The sequence below is a fragment of the Niveispirillum sp. genome (assembly GCF_017996735.1).
Lineage (GTDB): Bacteria > Pseudomonadota > Alphaproteobacteria > Azospirillales > Azospirillaceae > Niveispirillum.
Window position 1 is genome coordinate 21341 of the sequence record NZ_JAGOGJ010000036.1, and the last position, 18005, is coordinate 39345.

Here is an 18005-nt window from a genome sequence, read left to right on the forward strand (position 1 = left end):
TCAACCTCCTCAGGCGGCATCAAGGGCGGCGTAATAGCCGCCCCCATCGGCAGCCATGGCGCGCAGGCCCGGCGGCGGTGCGAAACGGTCGCCATGCAGGGCGGCCAGCCGGTCGCATTGCGCCACGAACGCCACCGCCCCGATACCATCGATGTAGCTGAGCGGGCCGCCCGTCCACGGCGCGAAACCCCAGCCCATGATGGCCCCGACATCGGCGGCGCGCGGATCGGCGATCACCCCCTCATCCACACAGCGCGCCGCCTCCAGCGCCTGACGATGCAGCAGCCGCTGCTTCAGTACCGCCACGTCGGGCAACGTCGCCGGGGCCGCCGGCACCAGATCGGCCAGCCCGCCCCACAGACGCTTGGCGGCACCCGCCGGGTAGTCATAGAAACCGGCACCCGCCTTGCGCCCGGTACGGCCCATATCCACCAGCTTTTCCAGCACCACCTCATAGGGCCGGGCCTGATAGGCATCGCCCAGCGCCGCCCGCGTCTGGCCGGCGATACGCACGGTCAGGTCCACGGCCACATCGTCGGTCAGTTCCAGCGGCCCGCGCGGCATGCCCGTCATCCGCCCGGCATTGTCGATCAGGGCCGGCGGGATGCCTTCCATCAACATCTCCAGCCCTTCATAGATGTAGGTGCCGAAACAGCGGGACGTATAGAAGCCCCGGCTGTCATTGACGACGATCGGCGTCTTGCCCAGCGCCATGGCATAGGCGGTGGCGCGGGCCACCGTCTCGTCACTGGTCTTCGCGCCGCGGATGATCTCCACCAGATGCATCTTGTCGACGGGGGAGAAGAAGTGGATGCCCACAAAATTCTCCGGCCGTTCCGATGCCTGAGCCAGCCCGGTGATGGGCAGGGTGGAGGTGTTGGAGCCGATGATGATGCCGGGACCGGCCGCCGCCTGCACGCGGCGGGTGATCTCATGCTTCAGCGCCGCATCCTCGAACACCGCCTCCACCACCAGATCGGCGCCGGCCAGCGCGGCGTAATCGGCCGTCACCTTGATCCGGTCCAGCAGGGCGTCGCCCTGTGCCTGCGTAGTGCGGCCCTTGGCGATGTCGGCGGCAACCAGCTTACGGGCATAATCCTTGCCCTTTTCCGCCGCCGCCTCGCTGACATCGACCAGGATGGTATTGATGCCTTTCAGCGCCTGGGAATAGGCGATGCCGGCCCCCATCATGCCGGCCCCGATGACGGCCACACCGGCGGGCGGGGCCACCTTGGCCGAACGGTCACCCTTGTCCAGCGCCTGTTTGGACAGGAAAAGGCTGCGCACCATGCCCTTGGCCTGGGGCGTGGCGAAGGTGTTGAGGAAATAATTCGTCTCGATCCTGAGGCCGGCATCGATGGGCACCTGCACCCCCTCGAACACACATTTCAGGATGTTCTCCGGCGCGGGATAATTGCCGAAGGTGCGCTTGCGCACGGTGGCGTTGGCCATGATGAAGGCCTGCATGCCACCGGCACTGTAAGGCAGGCCACCCGGCAGCCGGTAATCCTTGCGGTCCCAGCGGGCCACGGGATCGCCCTTTTCCCGCACCCAGCGCTTTGCCGCCGCCACCGTCTCACCGGCCGGCACCACCTCATCCACGATGCCCAGCGCCAGCGCCTTGGCCGAGTCCAGCGGACGGCCTTCCAGCAGCAGCGGCAAAGCCTTGGCCACGCCGGTCAGGCGGGGCAGGCGCTGGGTACCACCGGCACCCGGCAGCAGGCCCACCGTCACCTCCGGCAGGCCCAGCTTGACCTTGGGACTGTCGGCCGCGACCCGGTAATGGCAGGACAGCGACAGTTCCAGCCCGCCGCCCAGCGCCAGCCCTTCCAGCGCAACCGCCACCGGCTTGCCCAGCACCTCCAGCCGCCGGAACAGTTCGGACAGGGGAGGCGGGGCGATGCGGGTCCCCGCCGCACGGCCCAGATCGCCCAGGTCGGCCCCCGCACAAAAGCCACTGGCCTTGCCGGAGCACAGGACGACGCCCTTGATGGCGCCGTCATTCTTCAAGGTTTCGATCAGGTCCGGCAGTTCCGCGATCACGGCATCGCTCAGCGTATTCATGCTGCGGCCGGGAACGTCGAAGGTGACCAGGGCGATGCCGTCGGCATCGGTCTCGATGATGAAATTCCGCATGTTTCCTCTCCCCGGCTCAGACGCGCTCAATCACGGTGGCGGCGCCCTGGCCGGCACCGGCGCACAGCGTGATCAGGGCCGTGCCCTTGCCGGTGCGTTCCAGTTCGTCCAGGACGGCGCCCAGGATCATGGCGCCCGTGGCGCCCAACGGGTGCCCCATGGCGATGGCCCCGCCATTGACGTTCATTTTGTCGTGCGGGATGGAAAGTGCCGCCATCATGCGCAGGACCACGGCTGCGAAGGCCTCGTTCAACTCGTACAGATCGATATCACCGGGCGTCATGCCCAGCCGGTCCAGCAGCTTGCGCGACACGGTGGCGGGTGCCGTCAGCATGATGGTCGGTTCCGACCCGATGGACGCGCCCCCCCGGATACGGGCACGTGGCTTCAGCCCCAGCGCCGCACCCGCCTCCTTCGTGCCGATCAGCACACCGGAAGCGCCATCGACGATGCCCGACGAATTGCCGGCATGATGGACATGCTCGACATGTTCCACCTGCGGATAGCGCTGGATGGCGATGGCGTCGAACGCCGCCTCCCCCGGCACCTGGAAGGCCGGCTTCAACCCGGCCAGCCCCTCGATGGTCGCGTCGGGGCGCATATGTTCATCATGGGCCAGCGCGATGTTGCCGGCCTGATCGCGCACCGGCACGATGGAGCGGGCAAAGCGCCCCTCCTTCCAGGCGCGGGCGGCGCGGCGCTGGCTTTCCACGGCATAGGCGTCAACGTCGGTGCGGCTGAACCCGTCCAGGGTGGCGATCAGATCGGCGCTGATCCCCTGCGGCACAAAGTAATTCTTCAGCGCGGAATCCGGATCGATGGGCCAGGCCCCTCCGTCGGAATTGATGGGAATGCGCGACATGCTTTCCACACCGCCCCCGATGGCCAGCCGTGCCTCACCCGCCATGACCTTGGCGGCGGCGATGTTGACGGCATCCAGCCCCGATGCGCAGTAGCGATGCACCTGGATGCCAGACACGCTCTCGGCATAATCGGCCATCAGGACGGCTGTGCGGGCGATGTCTGCCCCCTGGTCGCCCACTGGCGACACGCAGCCCAGCACAACATCATCCACCCAGGACGTGTCCAGCCCGTTGCGGTCGCGTAGGGCCGCCAGAACCTGGGTCGACAAGGACAGCGGCGTAATAGAGTGCAGGGAACCGTCGGGCTTGCCCCGGCCGCGCGGGGTGCGCACGGCATCAAAAATATAGGCTTCAGGCATGGTTGCTTGCTCCGGTACGGGGCCGGGCGGCCGTGGCCGCGCCCCTGGTAAAGCACAGGATGGCGGGATCGGGCGGGTCGGTGAACAGGCGGGCCACATCCGCCGCGCGGCGGTCGCGCACCACGCGGGGGGCGGCATTGCCCTTGTCGGTCACCTCGCCCCGGTCGAAGGCCAGCGGTTCGGTCATGACAAGGGCGGTGCCGATACGCCGGGCCGATCCCGTCTGGGCCGCGTTGAAATCCCGGATCAACGCGCGCAAGTCCTCCCGCGCGAAGGGGGTCAGGGCGGTACGGGGCCAGATCAGGGCGCCGATATGGTCCTGGTTCACACCACAGAAGACCACTTCGCGCACCAGCGCCTCGCTCGCGGCCAGGAAGTCCTGGCGCAGGGCATTGACCTGGACATAGGTGCCCGACAGCAGCTTGAAATCATCGGCCAGCCGTCCGGCGAAAACCAGCCCGCTTTCGGGTCGCTCCGGGTCGGCAAAGCGCACGGCGTCACCGGTGCGGAAATAGCCTTCCGCGTCGAACAGCCCGGCGGAGACCTCGGCCGCGCCCAGATAACCACTGCGGGGCATCAGCGTCGGCCCGCGCATGCGCATCTCATACCGGCCATCCATGGGCACCAGTTTCAAATCCACGCCGGGCAGCGGCAGGCCGATGACGTCTGTCGGGCCGCCGGGCCAGTATTTCAGGGCACCCAGCAGGAATTCCGTGGCGCCATAGAAGGAATAGACCGGGGCCTCCGCCCCTCTGGCCGCCCGCGACAGGGCCGCCAGCCGTTCCGCGACCGATTGCGGCAGCAGGGCACCACCGAAACCCAGCCAGCGGATATTGCGGAAAAACCGGTCGCGCAGGTCTTCATCCGCCTCCATCGCGTCGCACAGCATGGCGTAACCCAGCGGCACCGTGATGAAAAAATGCGGCGAGACCTCGCGCAGATTGGCGATGGTGCGCGCGAACAATTCCGGTGTCGGCTTGCCATCATCGATCCACAGGGTGCCACCGGCCGCGATGATGTTCCCGAAATTGTAATTGCCAGCCATGATATGGCTGAAGGGCATGGCCTCCAGGAATTGCGGCGGCTCCCCGTCGAAATCCAGCAGGTTCACCGCTTCCATCTGCGCGAAGGATACGGTCAGACAGGCATGGGGCTGCGGCGTGGCCTTGGGCGATCCGGTGGAGCCGGAGGTGAACATGATGCGGGCGATCATGTCGGGCCGGATACCGGCCATACGTTCCGCCACCTGCCCCGTCGGTTGGGTCGCCACAACATCGGCCCAGCGTTCCACCGCAAGGCCCGGCACGGTGCCCCTGACCGCGACGATGCGAAGGCCGGGCCGGTCCAGCGCCCGCAGCGCCGGGGCAAAACGGTCGGCATCATCGACGATGACGATCCGGGCCCCTGCCGTGGCCACGCAATCCTTCAGCTTGGCATGGTCGGTGGACAGCAGCGAATAGGCGACGCTGATCGGCGCGATGGCCGCCCCGGTACGCTGCACCGACACGGCGGTGATGCCATGTTCGATGGATGGGGCGGAGAGATAGGCGACGCTGTCCCCCTCCCCGATCCCCTGGTCGATCAGCCATTGCGCCAGCCCGTCGGCCGCGCGCCGGGCGGCACCATAGGTGATGTCCCGCCAGCCGCCGGCCCCGTTGCGCTGGCGCATGAACAGCCGGTCGGGAAAGGCATCGGCCACCGCGTCGAACCGGTGGGCCAGCGATTGCGCCGGCACCGGCATCGACAGGGGGGACGCCAGGCGGATCACGCCATCCGGCTCCCGTTCGACCGATACGGCCGGCGGCGGCGTCCTGGCAAAGCTCATTGCCCCGCCCCCCGCTTGCGGACCCGCCAGACGCAATCATCATCGCCCATGGGCCGGCCGGCGATGGTCTCCACCTCGAAATCCGGCCCCAGGCCCTGGCGCACGACGCTGTCCATCTCCCGCCCGCAGGCCTTGTTGCAGGGGAAGACCCCGCGCATCTCGGCGGAGAAGGCGCGCCATTGCGGGCAGCCATGGTCGATGATGGTCAGGCGGCCTTCCTGATCGTCGATCTTGTTGATACGGGTGACGTTGCGGTGCCCCCCGCCCCAGACCTCCGCGCCATAGACGGCCATCAGCTTCAGCGCCCCTTCGATATCGGGGGTGAAATCGGCGGGGTGATCCTTCACCAGTTTCCGCCCGATGGGGCCAGCCCAGCCGGGCCGCGTCTCGTCGGAGAATTTCTCCCAGGCTTCAGGCCCCTGGTTCTCCCAGACATGCTCGTCGGTGCGCTGGATGATCAGCAACCCTTCCCAGGCACAGCGCCGGTAGCGTTCCTGCGGATCCAGGGCGGGCCAGTCCAGGGCTTCGCCTTCCAACCGCTTCGCTTCAGACATTTTCTTCCTCCCTTTCCCTGTTTCTCATGCGCCGTGGGTTGCCCATCGCGGCGCCCAGGCAGTCCAGCGTTGTTACCGGCAGGTCGGACCCGGCGCCGAAATCCATCACTGCCGACCAGCGTGACAGCACGGTGCGGGTGTCCGGCGTCTCCAGCCGCAGGCCCAGGCTGCGTTCCCACCGCATGGCCGACGCCCAGCCGCCGCCCGCCTCGATCACCTGTCCGCTGGCGGGACATTCCGGGTGGATCAGGGCCAGGGCGAAGGGCGACACATCCTCCACCCTCAACCCGGCTTTCAGGTCGGCGGAAAAGACGCCATCCGTCATCGCGGTGCCGGCCATGGGCGCCAGGGCGTTGACGCGGATGCCGGCCCGTTCGCCCTCCACGGCCAGGGTGCGGGTCAGGCCGATGATGCCGGCCTTGGCGGCGGCATAATTCGCCTGGCCGAAGGCGCCATGCAGGCCGGCACCGGAAGTGGTGAACAGGATCGCCCCGCCGCGCTGACGCCGCATCGGTTCCCAGGCGGCCCTGGCGCAGGCAAAGGCCCCGTTCAGATGTACGTCCAGCACCTCATCCCATTCCGCCCGCTCCATATTGGCAAAGGAACGGTCACGGGTGATGCCGGCATTGACGATCATGGCGTCGATGCGGCCGAAGGCCATCAGGGCGGCCTGGATGATGGCGTCCCCGTCCCTTGCATCGACGGCCACGCCATGGGCCGTGCCGCCGGCCGCCTGGATTTCATGGGCAACGGACAGGGCCGCGTCACTGCGGCTGGCCACCAGGACGCGGGCGCCGGCGGCACCCAGGTCCAGGCAATATTGCCGCCCCAGCCCCTGGCCGCCGCCCACGACGATCACCACCCGACCGTCGAACAATGTAGATGAGGGTGTCAACGCGATCATCCTTCCCGTTGGTGCCCCATTGTTTTTCGGGATTCCACCCTCACGCCCCCGCACGCCGTCCGATCTTGGCCCGCGCGTCCAGCATGCGCTGGGAAATCGCGGGGTTCCAGTGGACGTCGCGATACTGGACATGGCCATAGACATAGGCAGCCATCGGGTCCATGGACCAGGAACGGCGCAGCATCTCGGTACAGCGCACCACGGTATCGACATTGGTGGACGCGATCTCCGCCGCGATGCCGTTGGCCGTCTCCAGCAGCTTGCCCTCCTCGGCAATCTGGTCGATCAGGCCGATGCGCAGCGCCTCGGCCGCGTCGATGCGCCGTCCGGTCAGGGTCAACAGCTTGGCCTGGCTCTGACCGACAATGCGCTGCAACGGATCGACGAAGGGCGTCAGTCCGAAACGCACCTGGGGAAAGCCGAACCTGGCGTTGGGGCTGGACACCCGGATATCGCAGAACACTGCGATATCGCATCCGCCGCCGAACGTATGCCCGGCCACCGCCGCGATGGTCGGCTTGGGATACTCCAGTAGTTCCAGATAGCCGTAATACGTGGCGTCGTACCAGCGCAGCCGGTCCGCATCCGTGGCCCAGTTCATCGTGTCCAGGTCCAGCCCGGCGGAGAAATATTCCTCCGTTCCCTTGATGACCACCACGGCAACATTATCGTCACGCCGCCAGGGGGTCAGCGTCTCCACCAGATCCTCGAACAGCTCAGTCGACAGCGCATTGCGCTTGTCCGGGCGGTTCAGGGTGATGGTGCCGATGCGGTCCTTCACCTCGGCCAGAACGGTTCCGTACTTTGCCATCTTGTTCTCCGTTTCCTCGAATACAGGGGCCGTTCGGCCGGATCAGAGTGTCCGGGCGATCAGCAGTTTCATGATCTCGTTGGCACCGCCATAGATGCGGTGAATGCGGCTGTCACGGTACAGGCGGCCGATCGGATATTCGGTCATGTATCCGTAACCGCCGAAAAACTGCACACAGCCATCGACGATTTCCGACAACTGGTCGGATATCCAGTATTTGGCCATGGACGCGGTCGCCGTATCCAAATCCCCGGCCACCAGCTTTTCGGTGCAATGGTTCAAGAACACCTTGGCGATGGTCGCCTGGGTCTTGTATTCGGCCAGTTTGAACTGGGTATTCTGGAAGGCCGCCAGGGACTGGCCGAACATTTCCCGCTGCTTGACATAGGCAATGGTCTCACCCAGGGCCAGTTCGATCATGGCCATGGCCTGCCAGGCGATGATCAGCCGTTCCTGTGGCAGCTTGGCCATCAATTGCGCCATGCCTTTGCCTTCCACGCCACCCAGCAGGGCATCGGCCGGCAGGAACAGGTCGTCGAAGAACAGTTCGGACGTGTCCTGCCCCTCCTGGCCCACCTTGTCCAGGTTGCGGCCACGGGCAAAACCCTCCGGCGCCTGCGACACATCGACGATGAACAGCGAAATACCCTTGCTGCCGGCATCGGGGTCGGTCTTGGCCGCCACCAGCACCACATCGGCGATCTGACCGTTGGAGATGAAGGTCTTTTGTCCCGTCAGACGATAACCGTTGCCATCCCGGCGGGCGCGGGTGCGCATGCCCTGCAGGTCCGATCCGGCGGCCGGTTCCGTCATGGCGATGGCCGTCACCATCTCCCCGGAACAAAAGCGCGGCAGCCATTGGGCACGCTGTTCTGGTGTGCCGTAACTGGCGAAATAGGGAAGGATGACGGCATTGTGCAGGCAGATGGTCAGCGCGTCGGCCCCGCGATGGCCGATGGCCTGGACGATGGCCACTTCGTGACGCAGATCCCCTCCGCCACCGCCATATTCCTCCGGTATCGACACGCCCAGCAGCCCCGCCTCACCGGCCGCGCGCCAGACATGCTTTTCCACCTGCTTGTTGGCTCGCCAGCGGTCGATGGCGGCCGGTGAGGCGTGGGCATCCAGAAACCCGGCCAGGCTGCGCTGGAAGATCGCCATCTCCGTCTCGGCCATGAAGGAGGCGGGGACCAGATCGATCGCGTTCATGCCGCATGCTCCCGCAGGCGGGCCGTGATTTCATCCGCCTGCCGCATGATCCGGGTGATCAGTTCCCGGCAGGTGGGGATGTCGTGGATCAGGCCCTGGACCTGACCGGCCCAGATCAGGCCGGCCTCCAGATCGCCGGTTTCCAGCGCCACACGGCCCTTGGCCCCGGACACCAGCGGCTGGACATCGGCGAAGACCGCCCCTTCCCGCGCGCTGATCTCCACCACCTTGTCGGATACGGGCGATTTGGCCACACGAGCCGAATTATGGAACTTGCGGAAGATCAGGTTGGTCGCCCGTTCATCATTATCGACCAGCAGCCGCTTCACCGCGTCATGAATGGGGGCCTCGACCGTGGCGCAAAAGCGCGTGCCCATGTTGATGCCGTCCGCTCCCAACGCCAGCGCCGCCACCAGCCCGCGCCCGTCGCCGAAGCCACCGGAGGCCAGCATGGGGATGGTGATCCTGTCGGCGGCGGCGGGGATCAGCACCAGGCCCGGTACATCATCCTCCCCCGGATGGCCGGCACATTCGAACCCGTCGATGGAGATGGCATCCACGCCCATCTTCTGGGCCGACACGGCATGGCGGACGGAAGTGCATTTATGGATGACCTTGACGCCATGCGCCTTAAAATCCTCCACATGTTCCTGCGGCCGCGAACCGGCCGTTTCCACAATCGAAACACCCGCATCAATGATGGCCCGGCGGTATTCGGCATAGGGCGGCGGCTTCACCGACGGCAGGATGGTCAGGTTGACCGCAAAGGGCTTGTCCGTCAGCGTCCGGCAACGGTCGATTTCGCGCCGCAGATCGTCGGGCGTGGGTTGGGTCAGGGCGGTGATGGTGCCAAGGCCACCGGCATTCGAAACCGCAGCGGCCATGTCCGCCGTCCCCACCCACATCATGCCACCCTGCATGACGGGATGTTCCACACCCACGAGCCTTGTGAATCTCGTCTGCATGCTTCCTCCTGTTACTTACTGGACGGTAACTTATGGTATTGAGGCCGTCAACAACAGAATCTCACCACTGTCGTCATTTTAAAATTTCCATGATTTTCATATTGTTAAACAAATTCATCAACGCCACTGCCGTCGGGCTGTCCTGTCGCATGAAATGGCACAGAGCAGTTGATTACCAACCGGTACGAAAGTAACGTGCCCTTGTCATGAGCGATAAAGTTGCCGCCTGTTCGAAATATTGTCACGGCCGTCACGGCCCCTGGGGAATACGCAGACATGCCTACCAAAACGGTCAAGCCGAAGCCGGTGCGCCCGAAACGCGGAAGCATCAACAAGAAACTGATCATGGATACGTCGGCTTTGATGTTCCATGAGAAGGGTTATGATCGCACGACCCTGGACGATATTGCCGGCGCGCTGTCCATCACCAAGCCCAGCCTCTACTACCACTTCGCCAATAAGGAAGAGATCCTGCTGGCCTGCGTGTTTTCCGCCGACGATTATTTCCGTGAGGAGATCGCCCGGCGTGACGATGAGAGCTATACCGGCCGCAAGCGGGTCGAGGTGTTCCTGCGCCTGTATCTGGAGGTGATCACCCATGATATCGGCGTCAGCATGATCCTGGCCGATGACCGCGTCATGTCAGAGGAAGGCCGGACCCGATATAATGACTTGCGCCGGGTGATGAACGAGGCACTGGAAGGCCGGATCAAGGCCGGGGTCACCGACGGGTCGATCCATGTGCCGGAAACCAAGCTGACCACCTATGCCATCTTCGGCATGTTCAACTGGGTCGGCCATTGGCACTTCCGAAAGAGCAGCACGTCACTGGAAAAGGTGTTCGACCGCTTCATCTCCGTGATCTTCGACGGGATCGGCTGACCGCCGGCCCGGACGCAACCGCGCCACGGGCCGGCGGAACAAGGGACCGTCAGCGGAACTTGATGCTGGCGGTGATGCCATAGGTCACGGGCATACCGGTATAACGCACGATGGCGTCACCCCGGCGGACCGCCGTCTGGTAATAATATTCGTTCGTCACGTTGCGGCCATACAGGCTGATGCGCCAATCGCCGCCGGCATCCTGCAGACCGGCGCGCAGGTCCAGAAGACCATAGCTGTCGATGGACAGGCGCGGGTCGGGCACGAAGTCACCATTGGTGCTGCTGCGGTAGGTGTAATTGGCGCCCACGAACGCCTCTGTATTGGCGCTGACCGGCCAGTCATATTCGGCGTCGGCATTGATCTGCCATTTGGGCGTGAAGGGGAAGCGGCGCCCCTTGAAATCCGCCTGCGCACCAAAGGCCGTATAGTTCAGGAACGACTTCGTCACCTCCGTGTCCAGATAGGTCGCGCCACTCTTCAGCAGCAGCCCCTGGACCGGCGTCCAGGTCATCTCGATCTCCGCGCCCTTCACCTGTGATTTGGGCACATTCACCATGGCTTCCAGCGGCCCGAAGATCGGCACGATGGTCCGGCCCTTGAGTTGCTTGTCAGTATAGTCATAGAGGAAAAGGGCGCCGTTAAGCTGGAGGGTGCGATCGGCCAGGCGCGACTTGAACCCGATTTCATAGCCCGTCACCTCCTCCTGCTTCACCGGCCGGTACTGCGCCAGGGTAGAGGCGGGAAGATTGGCGAACGACCCGACCTTGTAGCCGCGACTGACATTCGCATAGAACAAATGGCTGTCTGTGGGCGTCCATTCCAGGCCACCGCGCCAGGAGACATTGTCCTCCGGCAGGGTGCCGTCAAATTCCGCCGGGCGGTTGCTGGCATCCAGCGTGGCGCAGCCATTCAGCGGAAAGGTGCCGGCCGGCAGGCGAAAATTGGCTTCGAACCCCTTGCCATAGGTGCCGTTGCCGGCATTCAGGATACAGGCGTTAAAATCCACATCGGTCTTCGTGTAGCGGGCACCGGCCGTGGCCGACAGCGTATCGGCCAGGGGGAAGGACAGATTACCGAAAACGGCCTTGCTGACATATTTAGTGTCGCCACGCTGCGGCACTTCCGTGATGGGCGGCAGACCCAGCCGGTCAAAGACATGGCCCGACGTCTGTTCGGACAGGAATTGCCGCACCAGCTCGTTGGCCTTGCTATGTTCGTAATTGGCGCCCAGCAGCCAGTTGCCCGCCCCCTCCATCAAGTCGCCGGCCACCCGCAATTCCTGGGTGAAGCTGTCAATATCGCCGCTGATCAGCAGATCGGTGAGCTGCACCGAGGTGCCGTCCCCATCCTGACCATATTTCTGCTCGAACCGGGCATAGGAGGACAGCGACGTCACCGTGACAGCGTCGGAGATGTCGTAATCCAGTCGAAGCGTGCCCTGCACCATGTGGTTGTCACGCCGCAAAGGGACCGTCGTTCCCCAATCGGCGGCCCGGTTATTCTCCGGGGCGGCGGGATAGGCCTGCAGCGCCGGACTGAAATAACCGCCGGCCGACTGGCGGAAGGCCGTAACGAACTGCGGCGCCTGGGTGTCGGAACGGTCCTTGTTGGCGTTCAATTGGAAATTGACGCGCAGGGCCGGGTCCGGGGCCCACGCCAGGGTCAGGCGCCCCTGGGTGAAGTCGCGGCGGCCCAGTTCGTCGTCGCGGGTGAAGCTTTTCTGCCAGGCGTCACCGCCCTCATGCCGCACAGCCAGCCGCAAACCCAGCGTGTCGGAGACCGGGCCGCTGGCATAGCCTTCCAGGTCCAGACGGTTGAAGCGGCCGTAACCGGCCTGCATCCCCGCCTCGAAATCCCGTGTGGGCTTGGCCGCGATGTAATTGATGGCGCCACCCGTGGCATTCTGTCCGAACAGGATGCCCTGCGGCCCCTTCAGAACCTCCACCCGTTCCAGGTCGAAGGAAGCGCCCGTCGTCATGATGGAGAACGGGATCGGCGCTTCGTCGATATAGACGGAAACTGTGGGCTTGGCGGCCAGGCTGCTGTCGAAGAAGCCGATACCGCGCAGGAAATAGACGGGCGTGCCATAGCCGCTGTCGATGGCGTTGAAGCCCGGCGTCACCTTGACCAGCGACTGCACGTCCGTGACACCAAGCTTGGCCAGTTCCAGCCCGCTTTCCGCGGTGATGGAAATGGGCACGCGGTTGCTGCTCTCCGAACGCTTCTGCGCTGTCACGATGATCTCGGCCAGGAAATTGCCCTCCTCCTGCCCGGATGCCGGCGACGCGTCGGCGGCTGGCAATTGCTGCGCCATCGACGGCGCCGCAACCAGGGCTGCCGCCCCGAGCGCCAGAACAGATGAAGACCGCAGGAACAGCTTACGCATTTCTTCTTTCCTCCCTGTATCGGATCATTCTGCCCCCTTTTGCGGGGGTTTTGACCGGGCAAATGCCGGACATTGCGGCCCCTCACAGGGTGGCCGCCCATCGGTTGATGCTGGATTTCAAAACTGGCTGGTAACTTTTATTACCATGCGCCACTTCTCAGTTACCGAACAGACGGTAACATAGCCCCAAAACCTTGTCCAGCGCCCGTTTTTCGAAGAGTACCTCCCTATTATGCCCCCTCCCATCGGCAGGGGGCTCCAAAAATCTGCCATTGACAACGGATTTTTACCAGCATCAAATTACTCATCAGTAACATAAGCCAGGAGGAACAGCATGCCCCCCTATCCCCACCTGATCCTGTCCGTCGAGGATGGCGTCGGCATCCTGCAACTGAACCACCCGGAGAAGCGCAACGCGCTGGGCTGGGAGTTGCACCATGAAATCATTGCCGCGCTGAGTGCCTGGGCCGAGGATGACGCGGTCGCCTGTGTCCTGGTCATCGGCAACGAGGATTATTTCTGCGCCGGCTGGCGCCTGGACATCCTGAACAGCATCGAGGGGGACGAACGGCGGCGCTTCACCGATCTGGCGCTGAAATTCATGAAGGCCTTCTATGATTTCCCCAAGCCCATGGTCGCCGCCGTGGCCGGGGTAGCGCCGGGTTACGGCATGGATGTCGCGAACATGTGCGACATCACCATCGCGTCGGAGAATGCCGCTTTCGGTTCCACGCAGGTGAAATACGCCATGAACGGTTTCTATCATGGCATGCTGCAGCGTATCGGTACGCAGCGCGCCCGGCGCATGCTGTTCACCGGGGATCCGATCAGCGCGCAGGAGGCATTGCGCGTCGGTCTGGTGGATGAGGTCGTGCCCTATGGAACCCTGCGCGAAACGGCGCTGAGACTGGCCCGGCAGATCGCCGAGGCCGGTCCGGAACTGTTGGCCGTGCTGAAGGATGTGGCGCTGCGGGCCGGCAACATGGACCACCTGAGCGCGCTGGCCTTCGAACTGTCCGTCACCCAGGACCTGACACAGCGTGGGCTGTTCAAACGCCGCATCGCCGATGGCAATGCCCGGCTGAAGGCCGGTACCAGCAAAGCCACCGAACGGCTGGGCGCGCCGTGATCCGGACCGGCGCCGTTCCGCCGGGGCGGGGCCGGCTGTGCCGGCACGCCCTTGCGTGAAACGGCGTCATCCAAATGCCAACCACAAGACAAACCAAATGCTTAAGCGGCCTTCCGGTGCTTCTATATACAGCGGAAGGTCTCTACTATGGCGGCAGCGGCAGGAATTGCGGTGTGATGGGGAGCGGCGCGATGAATGAAAAGACAGCGGCGGAGCGGCCACGCCACCGCCGGGGAACCCTCAGCCGCGAGCGCATCCTGGACGTGGCGTCGCAGCAATTCCGGTCCAAGGGTTATGACCGCACCTCGATGGATGATGTGGCCAAGGCGCTGTCGGTCACCAAACCCACGCTCTATTATCATTTCGCCAGCAAGGAGGACATCCTGCTGGGCTGTGTGGTGGAAGCCGGCGACAGGTTGAACGCCGCCCTTGCCGAACATGACGACGCCACCCTGCCCGGCCTGACGCGGCTGGAGATTTTCCTGCGGCAGTATTTACGGGTCATCGCCAACAATTACGGGATCAGTCTGGTCCTGTCCGATGCCAACGTCATGTCGGAAAAGGGCCAGATCGAATACCGAAACTGCCGCAAGTCCATCAGCCGCCATATGCGCCAGATCGTCGAACAGGGCATGGCGGACGGTTCCATCGTGCCCGGCGACGTCACCCTGACCACCTATGCCATTTTCGGCATGTTCAACTGGGTGACCCGCTGGATCATGGACAAGCCCGAATTCTCCCTGGACGCCGTCTATGCACAGTTCCGCAGCATCCTGCTGCTGGGCATCCGGGGTGCGCCACCGGCCGCAATACCGGCTGACCGCCCGGCCCATGAGGGGGCACAAAATCCGCATTGATCGGTCGCGGGCACTCCCCGTGAGGGGACAGGCGGCAATTGCCTTCAGCGTTCTGACAGGGGGCCGACACCGGAATCGAAGAACCGGTCGGTCAGGGTGGCCAGCACCGTGCGGCTGCCGGTGAGGATGGTGGCCATCACCTTGACGCCGGGCTTCAGGGGATAACGCTCCCCCGCCCGCATGAAGGCCGCCTCCGCCGGGGCCAGACGCACGACGTAATAGCTCATGCCCGTCTTTTCATCGACGGCGGCATCGGGACTGATATGGACGACATGGGCATCCATGTTGGAAAAGCCGCTGGAAGCACCCGTCAGGGACAGGCGGGCCGGCGCATCGATCTTGACGAAGCCGACATCGGCAATGGGCAGCCGCGCCTCGATCAGCAGCGTTTCACCATCGGGAATGATGGTGGCGATGACGCCGCCGGGCGACACCACCGCCCCCTTGTTCTTCACATAAAGGGTCATGACATTGCCCGCGGCCGGCGCGCGGATGACGCTGCGCCCATAGCTGTCGGTGGGCTTCTTCAGCCGTTCCTTGACGGAATTCAGTTCCGTGTTGACCTCCAGCAACTCCTTGCGCAGCGTCTCCGTCTCCCTGGCGCGGAAGGCCGTCAGGGTCGCCGTCGCCTCCTCCAGCGCGGTCGTGGCGCGGCGCAGGGTGGCCAGCGTCGCGTCGCGCTCCGTATCGGTCGTCGTCTGCTCCTTGCGAAGCTGGAGATGGTCATACTGATTGGTCAGGTCCTGCTTCAGCATCTTCTCGCTGATGGCCACCTGTTCGGCGATGAAGATGCTGCGGGATTGCAGGCCGGCCAGACGCTGCCTGGCCTCGTCAATCTCCGCGCGGCGCTGGCCGATACGCGTTTCGTAAAGGCGGACTTCGGCGTCGTAACGCTCCCGGTAGGTGGTGAAGGCGGACCGGACATCGGCCACCACATCGGCATGCGCCTGTTCCAGCGCCGCCGGGATTTCAAGGGTGGGGCGACCTTCCAGGGTGGCGGTGATGCGCAGCAGCCGGCCTTCCAGCGTCGCCTCACGCGTGCGCAGTTCCGACAGGTCGGCACCCGACAGCACGCTTTCCATCTCGGCGATCACGTCGCCCTGGGCCACACGCTGGCCCTCGCTCACCTTGATATCGCTGATGATGCCGCCTTCCAGATGCTGCACGCGCTTGGTCTGGCCGGCGGGAATGACATGGCCCTCCGCGTAGGAGGCGACATCCAGTTCGAACAGCGCCGCCCAGAGGATGAAGGCCAGCACGCATCCCACCTCGATCCACAACAGCGGATTGCGGTTGCGGAAGGCGGACAGTGCCACCACGACCGGCAGATCATTCACTCGCATGGGGCACCTTGGCACTGTTCGGGGCGCCCTCGGCCGCCTTGGTGGCAGGCCGCAGCAGGGCCGGGGTCGGCTTTTTCGACATGTCCAGCAGCCAGTCGGCGGAACGCTGGATGAAGGCGTCGTTGGTGGCAATGACCAGGGTCCGTCCCTCCCCCACCAGCCGGTTCAACAGCTTGGCCACGGCGGCCTGACCGGCCGTGTCCAAGCCTTCGGTGGGATCGTCCATGAACATGACCTGCGGCCGCCCCAGCAGCGCGCGCACCAGGATGAAACGCCGCCGCAAGCCGATGGCCAGGCCCGTGTCATGGGCCGTGATGGCGCGGTCCAGCCCCTGTGGATCGTTGGCCAGGAAACCATCCAGGCCGATATCGCGCAGTTCGCGCAGCAGGTCGGCTTCCTCCACCTCGCGGTCCAGCAGCAGGTTCTCGCGCAGAGTGCCGTCAAAAAAGACCGGCTCCTGCGGGGCATAACCGGCATGGCGATGCCACCAGGCCGGCGAAAGCTGCCGCAGCTCTATATCGTCGGCGCGCACCATGCCGCGATCGGCCGTCAGGATGCCCAGCATCAGCTTGATCAGGGTGGATTTGCCCGCCCCGTTGGGCCCGCTGATCACCAGGACCTGACCGGGTTGAAGCTCCAGGCTCAGCCGTTCGAACAGCGGCACCGGCTGTGCGGCATAGGAAAAGGCCAGGTCGTACAGTTCCAGCTTGCCGGCGAAATGCGCCGGCTCCACCGTGCCGCCCACGGCCTGGGTCACCGCCTCCACCTCGCACAGGGCCTTTTCGGCACGGGTGGCGCGCACATTCGGATCGGCCAGTTGCGCCACGCGTGAGCAGATGGAAAAGGCCCGGCTGGACAGGATGCTGGCGCCGATCAGAGCACCCGTCGTCATGCCCCCCTGCACCACGGCCACGGCCCCCACGGCATAGACCAGGACCGACAGCACCTGTCCCACACTCTGCACCAGGGTCTGCTGTTCGTTCTGCATGTACATGCCGCTGCGGCGCGATCCCATGGCATCGTCCTGGACGGCCCGCCAGCGCCGCGACATGGGCGACAGCATGGGCAGGCCGCGCAGGGTCTCCCCCGCTGCCAGCAGGAACTGGGACAATTGCTGGGCGCGCGACGCGGCTTTGGCATGGGCCTCGGCCGGAACGCGCGCACGGCGCTCCCCCTGCCATCCCATCAGCAGCACGCCAACACACAGGACCGTCACCAGAATGCCCAGCAGCGGGTGCAGCAGACCGATGGCCAGCAGGTACAGCACCACGAAGGGGGCATCCAGCATGGCGGCGAGGTTGGAATGGTTGCCCAGTTGCTGCAACGGACCGGGTGCGCCCAGCGCCTCCCGCCGCACCGGCAACGGCACGGCGCTCAGGGAAGCGTAGGCGGAGCGGGAGAAGGCGTCGAACACCCGCTGGCCGACCTTGCGCTCCATACCGTCGGCAAGCTTGTCCAGCACCTTCTGCCGCTCCCGCCGCAGCAGGATCTCGAACAGGACCGCCAGCAGGGCCCCCGCCGTCAGGGTGACCAGCGTTGCCGTGATGCCGACGCTGACATACCGGTTCAGCACATTGATGCTGTAAAGCGATGAGCCAAGACCCAGAAGGTTGATCGCCACGCTGGCGGCAATCAACTCCGCCAGCCGGCCAGAAGCGGCGACCTGGCCGATGATGTGGCGGATCATACGCAGTGCATCCTTCGTGTTCCCTCAAATGCCGGGCACCGGCCTGCGGCGGTCATCATCCGATGACCGCCTGCATGACGTGATTGCCCGGA

The 18005-nt window shown here is 64.8% G+C and carries 14 protein-coding genes; 3 read left to right on the forward strand and 11 right to left on the reverse strand.

Annotation, left to right across the window (positions count from 1 at the left end; genetic code table 11):
- Positions 1-9 precede the first annotated feature (9 nt).
- The 8 genes from KBA48_RS13580 to KBA48_RS13615 are packed head-to-tail and all read right to left on the reverse strand — an operon-like array spanning position 10 to position 9626.
- The gene (locus KBA48_RS13580; protein ID WP_292907181.1) at positions 10-2136 is read right to left on the reverse strand and encodes a 3-hydroxyacyl-CoA dehydrogenase NAD-binding domain-containing protein; all 2127 of its coding nucleotides are present in this window, start codon (positions 2134-2136) and stop codon (positions 10-12) included.
- Positions 2137-2152: 16 nt separating this feature from the next.
- Complete coding sequence (locus tag KBA48_RS13585) at positions 2153-3358, reverse strand: acetyl-CoA C-acetyltransferase (protein ID WP_292907183.1); 1206 nt, start codon at positions 3356-3358, stop codon at positions 2153-2155.
- Positions 3351-5183, reverse strand: a complete 1833-nt coding sequence (locus KBA48_RS13590; RefSeq protein WP_292907185.1) for an AMP-binding protein — start codon at positions 5181-5183, stop codon at positions 3351-3353. The genes KBA48_RS13585 and KBA48_RS13590 overlap by 8 nt, the downstream gene beginning before the upstream one ends.
- Positions 5180-5737, reverse strand: a complete 558-nt coding sequence (locus KBA48_RS13595) for a hypothetical protein (protein WP_292907187.1) — start codon at positions 5735-5737, stop codon at positions 5180-5182. The genes KBA48_RS13590 and KBA48_RS13595 overlap by 4 nt, the downstream gene beginning before the upstream one ends.
- A complete protein-coding gene (locus KBA48_RS13600; protein ID WP_292907189.1) occupies positions 5730-6632 on the reverse strand; it encodes an SDR family NAD(P)-dependent oxidoreductase in 903 nt (300 codons plus the stop codon). Before KBA48_RS13600 ends, KBA48_RS13595 begins: the two co-directional genes overlap by 8 nt.
- A 49-nt stretch (positions 6633-6681) precedes the next feature.
- Positions 6682-7452, reverse strand: coding sequence for an enoyl-CoA hydratase/isomerase family protein (locus KBA48_RS13605; protein ID WP_292907191.1), 771 nt, complete (start codon positions 7450-7452; stop codon positions 6682-6684).
- Between the two features lie 42 nt (positions 7453-7494).
- Positions 7495-8661, reverse strand: a complete 1167-nt coding sequence (locus KBA48_RS13610; RefSeq protein WP_292907193.1) for an acyl-CoA dehydrogenase family protein — start codon at positions 8659-8661, stop codon at positions 7495-7497.
- The gene (locus tag KBA48_RS13615; protein ID WP_292907195.1) at positions 8658-9626 is read right to left on the reverse strand and encodes a nitronate monooxygenase family protein; all 969 of its coding nucleotides are present in this window, start codon (positions 9624-9626) and stop codon (positions 8658-8660) included. The genes KBA48_RS13610 and KBA48_RS13615 overlap by 4 nt, the downstream gene beginning before the upstream one ends.
- A 276-nt stretch (positions 9627-9902) precedes the next feature.
- Here KBA48_RS13615 and KBA48_RS13620 point away from each other — a divergent pair, with 276 nt between their 5' ends.
- Positions 9903-10508: a TetR/AcrR family transcriptional regulator gene (locus tag KBA48_RS13620; RefSeq protein WP_292907197.1), complete on the forward strand. Its 606-nt coding sequence runs from the start codon at positions 9903-9905 to the stop codon at positions 10506-10508.
- Positions 10509-10557: 49 nt separating this feature from the next.
- Here the strand turns inward: KBA48_RS13620 and KBA48_RS13625 are convergent, their stop codons facing one another.
- Positions 10558-12897 (reverse strand): TonB-dependent receptor, encoded by a 2340-nt coding sequence (locus KBA48_RS13625; RefSeq protein ID WP_292907199.1) that lies wholly within the window; start codon positions 12895-12897, stop codon positions 10558-10560.
- A 334-nt stretch (positions 12898-13231) separates the two neighbouring features.
- Here KBA48_RS13625 and KBA48_RS13630 point away from each other — a divergent pair, with 334 nt between their 5' ends.
- Complete coding sequence (locus tag KBA48_RS13630; RefSeq protein WP_292907201.1) at positions 13232-14026, forward strand: enoyl-CoA hydratase/isomerase family protein; 795 nt, start codon at positions 13232-13234, stop codon at positions 14024-14026.
- Positions 14027-14217: 191 nt separating this feature from the next.
- Complete coding sequence (locus KBA48_RS13635) at positions 14218-14883, forward strand: TetR/AcrR family transcriptional regulator (RefSeq protein WP_292907203.1); 666 nt, start codon at positions 14218-14220, stop codon at positions 14881-14883.
- A 44-nt stretch (positions 14884-14927) separates the two neighbouring features.
- On the opposite strand, the gene KBA48_RS13640 is transcribed toward KBA48_RS13635, so the two are convergent.
- Positions 14928-16226, reverse strand: coding sequence for an HlyD family type I secretion periplasmic adaptor subunit (locus tag KBA48_RS13640; protein ID WP_292907205.1), 1299 nt, complete (start codon positions 16224-16226; stop codon positions 14928-14930).
- Positions 16213-17913 carry an ATP-binding cassette domain-containing protein gene (locus KBA48_RS13645; RefSeq protein WP_292907207.1) on the reverse strand — a complete coding sequence of 567 codons (1701 nt, stop codon included), beginning with the start codon at positions 17911-17913 and terminating at the stop codon, positions 16213-16215. The genes KBA48_RS13640 and KBA48_RS13645 overlap by 14 nt, the downstream gene beginning before the upstream one ends.
- Positions 17914-18005 lie beyond the last annotated feature (92 nt).

Excerpts from the sequence above, each read along its gene's own strand:
- KBA48_RS13580 (WP_292907181.1), bottom strand. The coding sequence starts at position 2,136 with ATGCGGAATTTCATCATCGAGACCGATGCCGACGGCATCGCCCTGGTC.
- KBA48_RS13585 (WP_292907183.1), bottom strand. The coding sequence starts at position 3,358 with ATGCCTGAAGCCTATATTTTTGATGCCGTGCGCACCCCGCGCGGCCGG.
- KBA48_RS13590 (WP_292907185.1), bottom strand. The coding sequence starts at position 5,183 with ATGAGCTTTGCCAGGACGCCGCCGCCGGCCGTATCGGTCGAACGGGAG.
- KBA48_RS13595 (WP_292907187.1), bottom strand. The coding sequence starts at position 5,737 with ATGTCTGAAGCGAAGCGGTTGGAAGGCGAAGCCCTGGACTGGCCCGCC.
- KBA48_RS13605 (WP_292907191.1), bottom strand. The coding sequence starts at position 7,452 with ATGGCAAAGTACGGAACCGTTCTGGCCGAGGTGAAGGACCGCATCGGC.
- KBA48_RS13610 (WP_292907193.1), bottom strand. The coding sequence starts at position 8,661 with ATGAACGCGATCGATCTGGTCCCCGCCTCCTTCATGGCCGAGACGGAG.
- KBA48_RS13615 (WP_292907195.1), bottom strand. The coding sequence starts at position 9,626 with ATGCAGACGAGATTCACAAGGCTCGTGGGTGTGGAACATCCCGTCATG.
- KBA48_RS13620 (WP_292907197.1), top strand. The coding sequence starts at position 9,903 with ATGCCTACCAAAACGGTCAAGCCGAAGCCGGTGCGCCCGAAACGCGGA.
- KBA48_RS13625 (WP_292907199.1), bottom strand. The coding sequence starts at position 12,897 with ATGCGTAAGCTGTTCCTGCGGTCTTCATCTGTTCTGGCGCTCGGGGCG.
- KBA48_RS13630 (WP_292907201.1), top strand. The coding sequence starts at position 13,232 with ATGCCCCCCTATCCCCACCTGATCCTGTCCGTCGAGGATGGCGTCGGC.
- KBA48_RS13635 (WP_292907203.1), top strand. The coding sequence starts at position 14,218 with ATGAATGAAAAGACAGCGGCGGAGCGGCCACGCCACCGCCGGGGAACC.
- KBA48_RS13640 (WP_292907205.1), bottom strand. The coding sequence starts at position 16,226 with ATGCGAGTGAATGATCTGCCGGTCGTGGTGGCACTGTCCGCCTTCCGC.
- KBA48_RS13645 (WP_292907207.1), bottom strand. The coding sequence starts at position 17,913 with ATGATCCGCCACATCATCGGCCAGGTCGCCGCTTCTGGCCGGCTGGCG.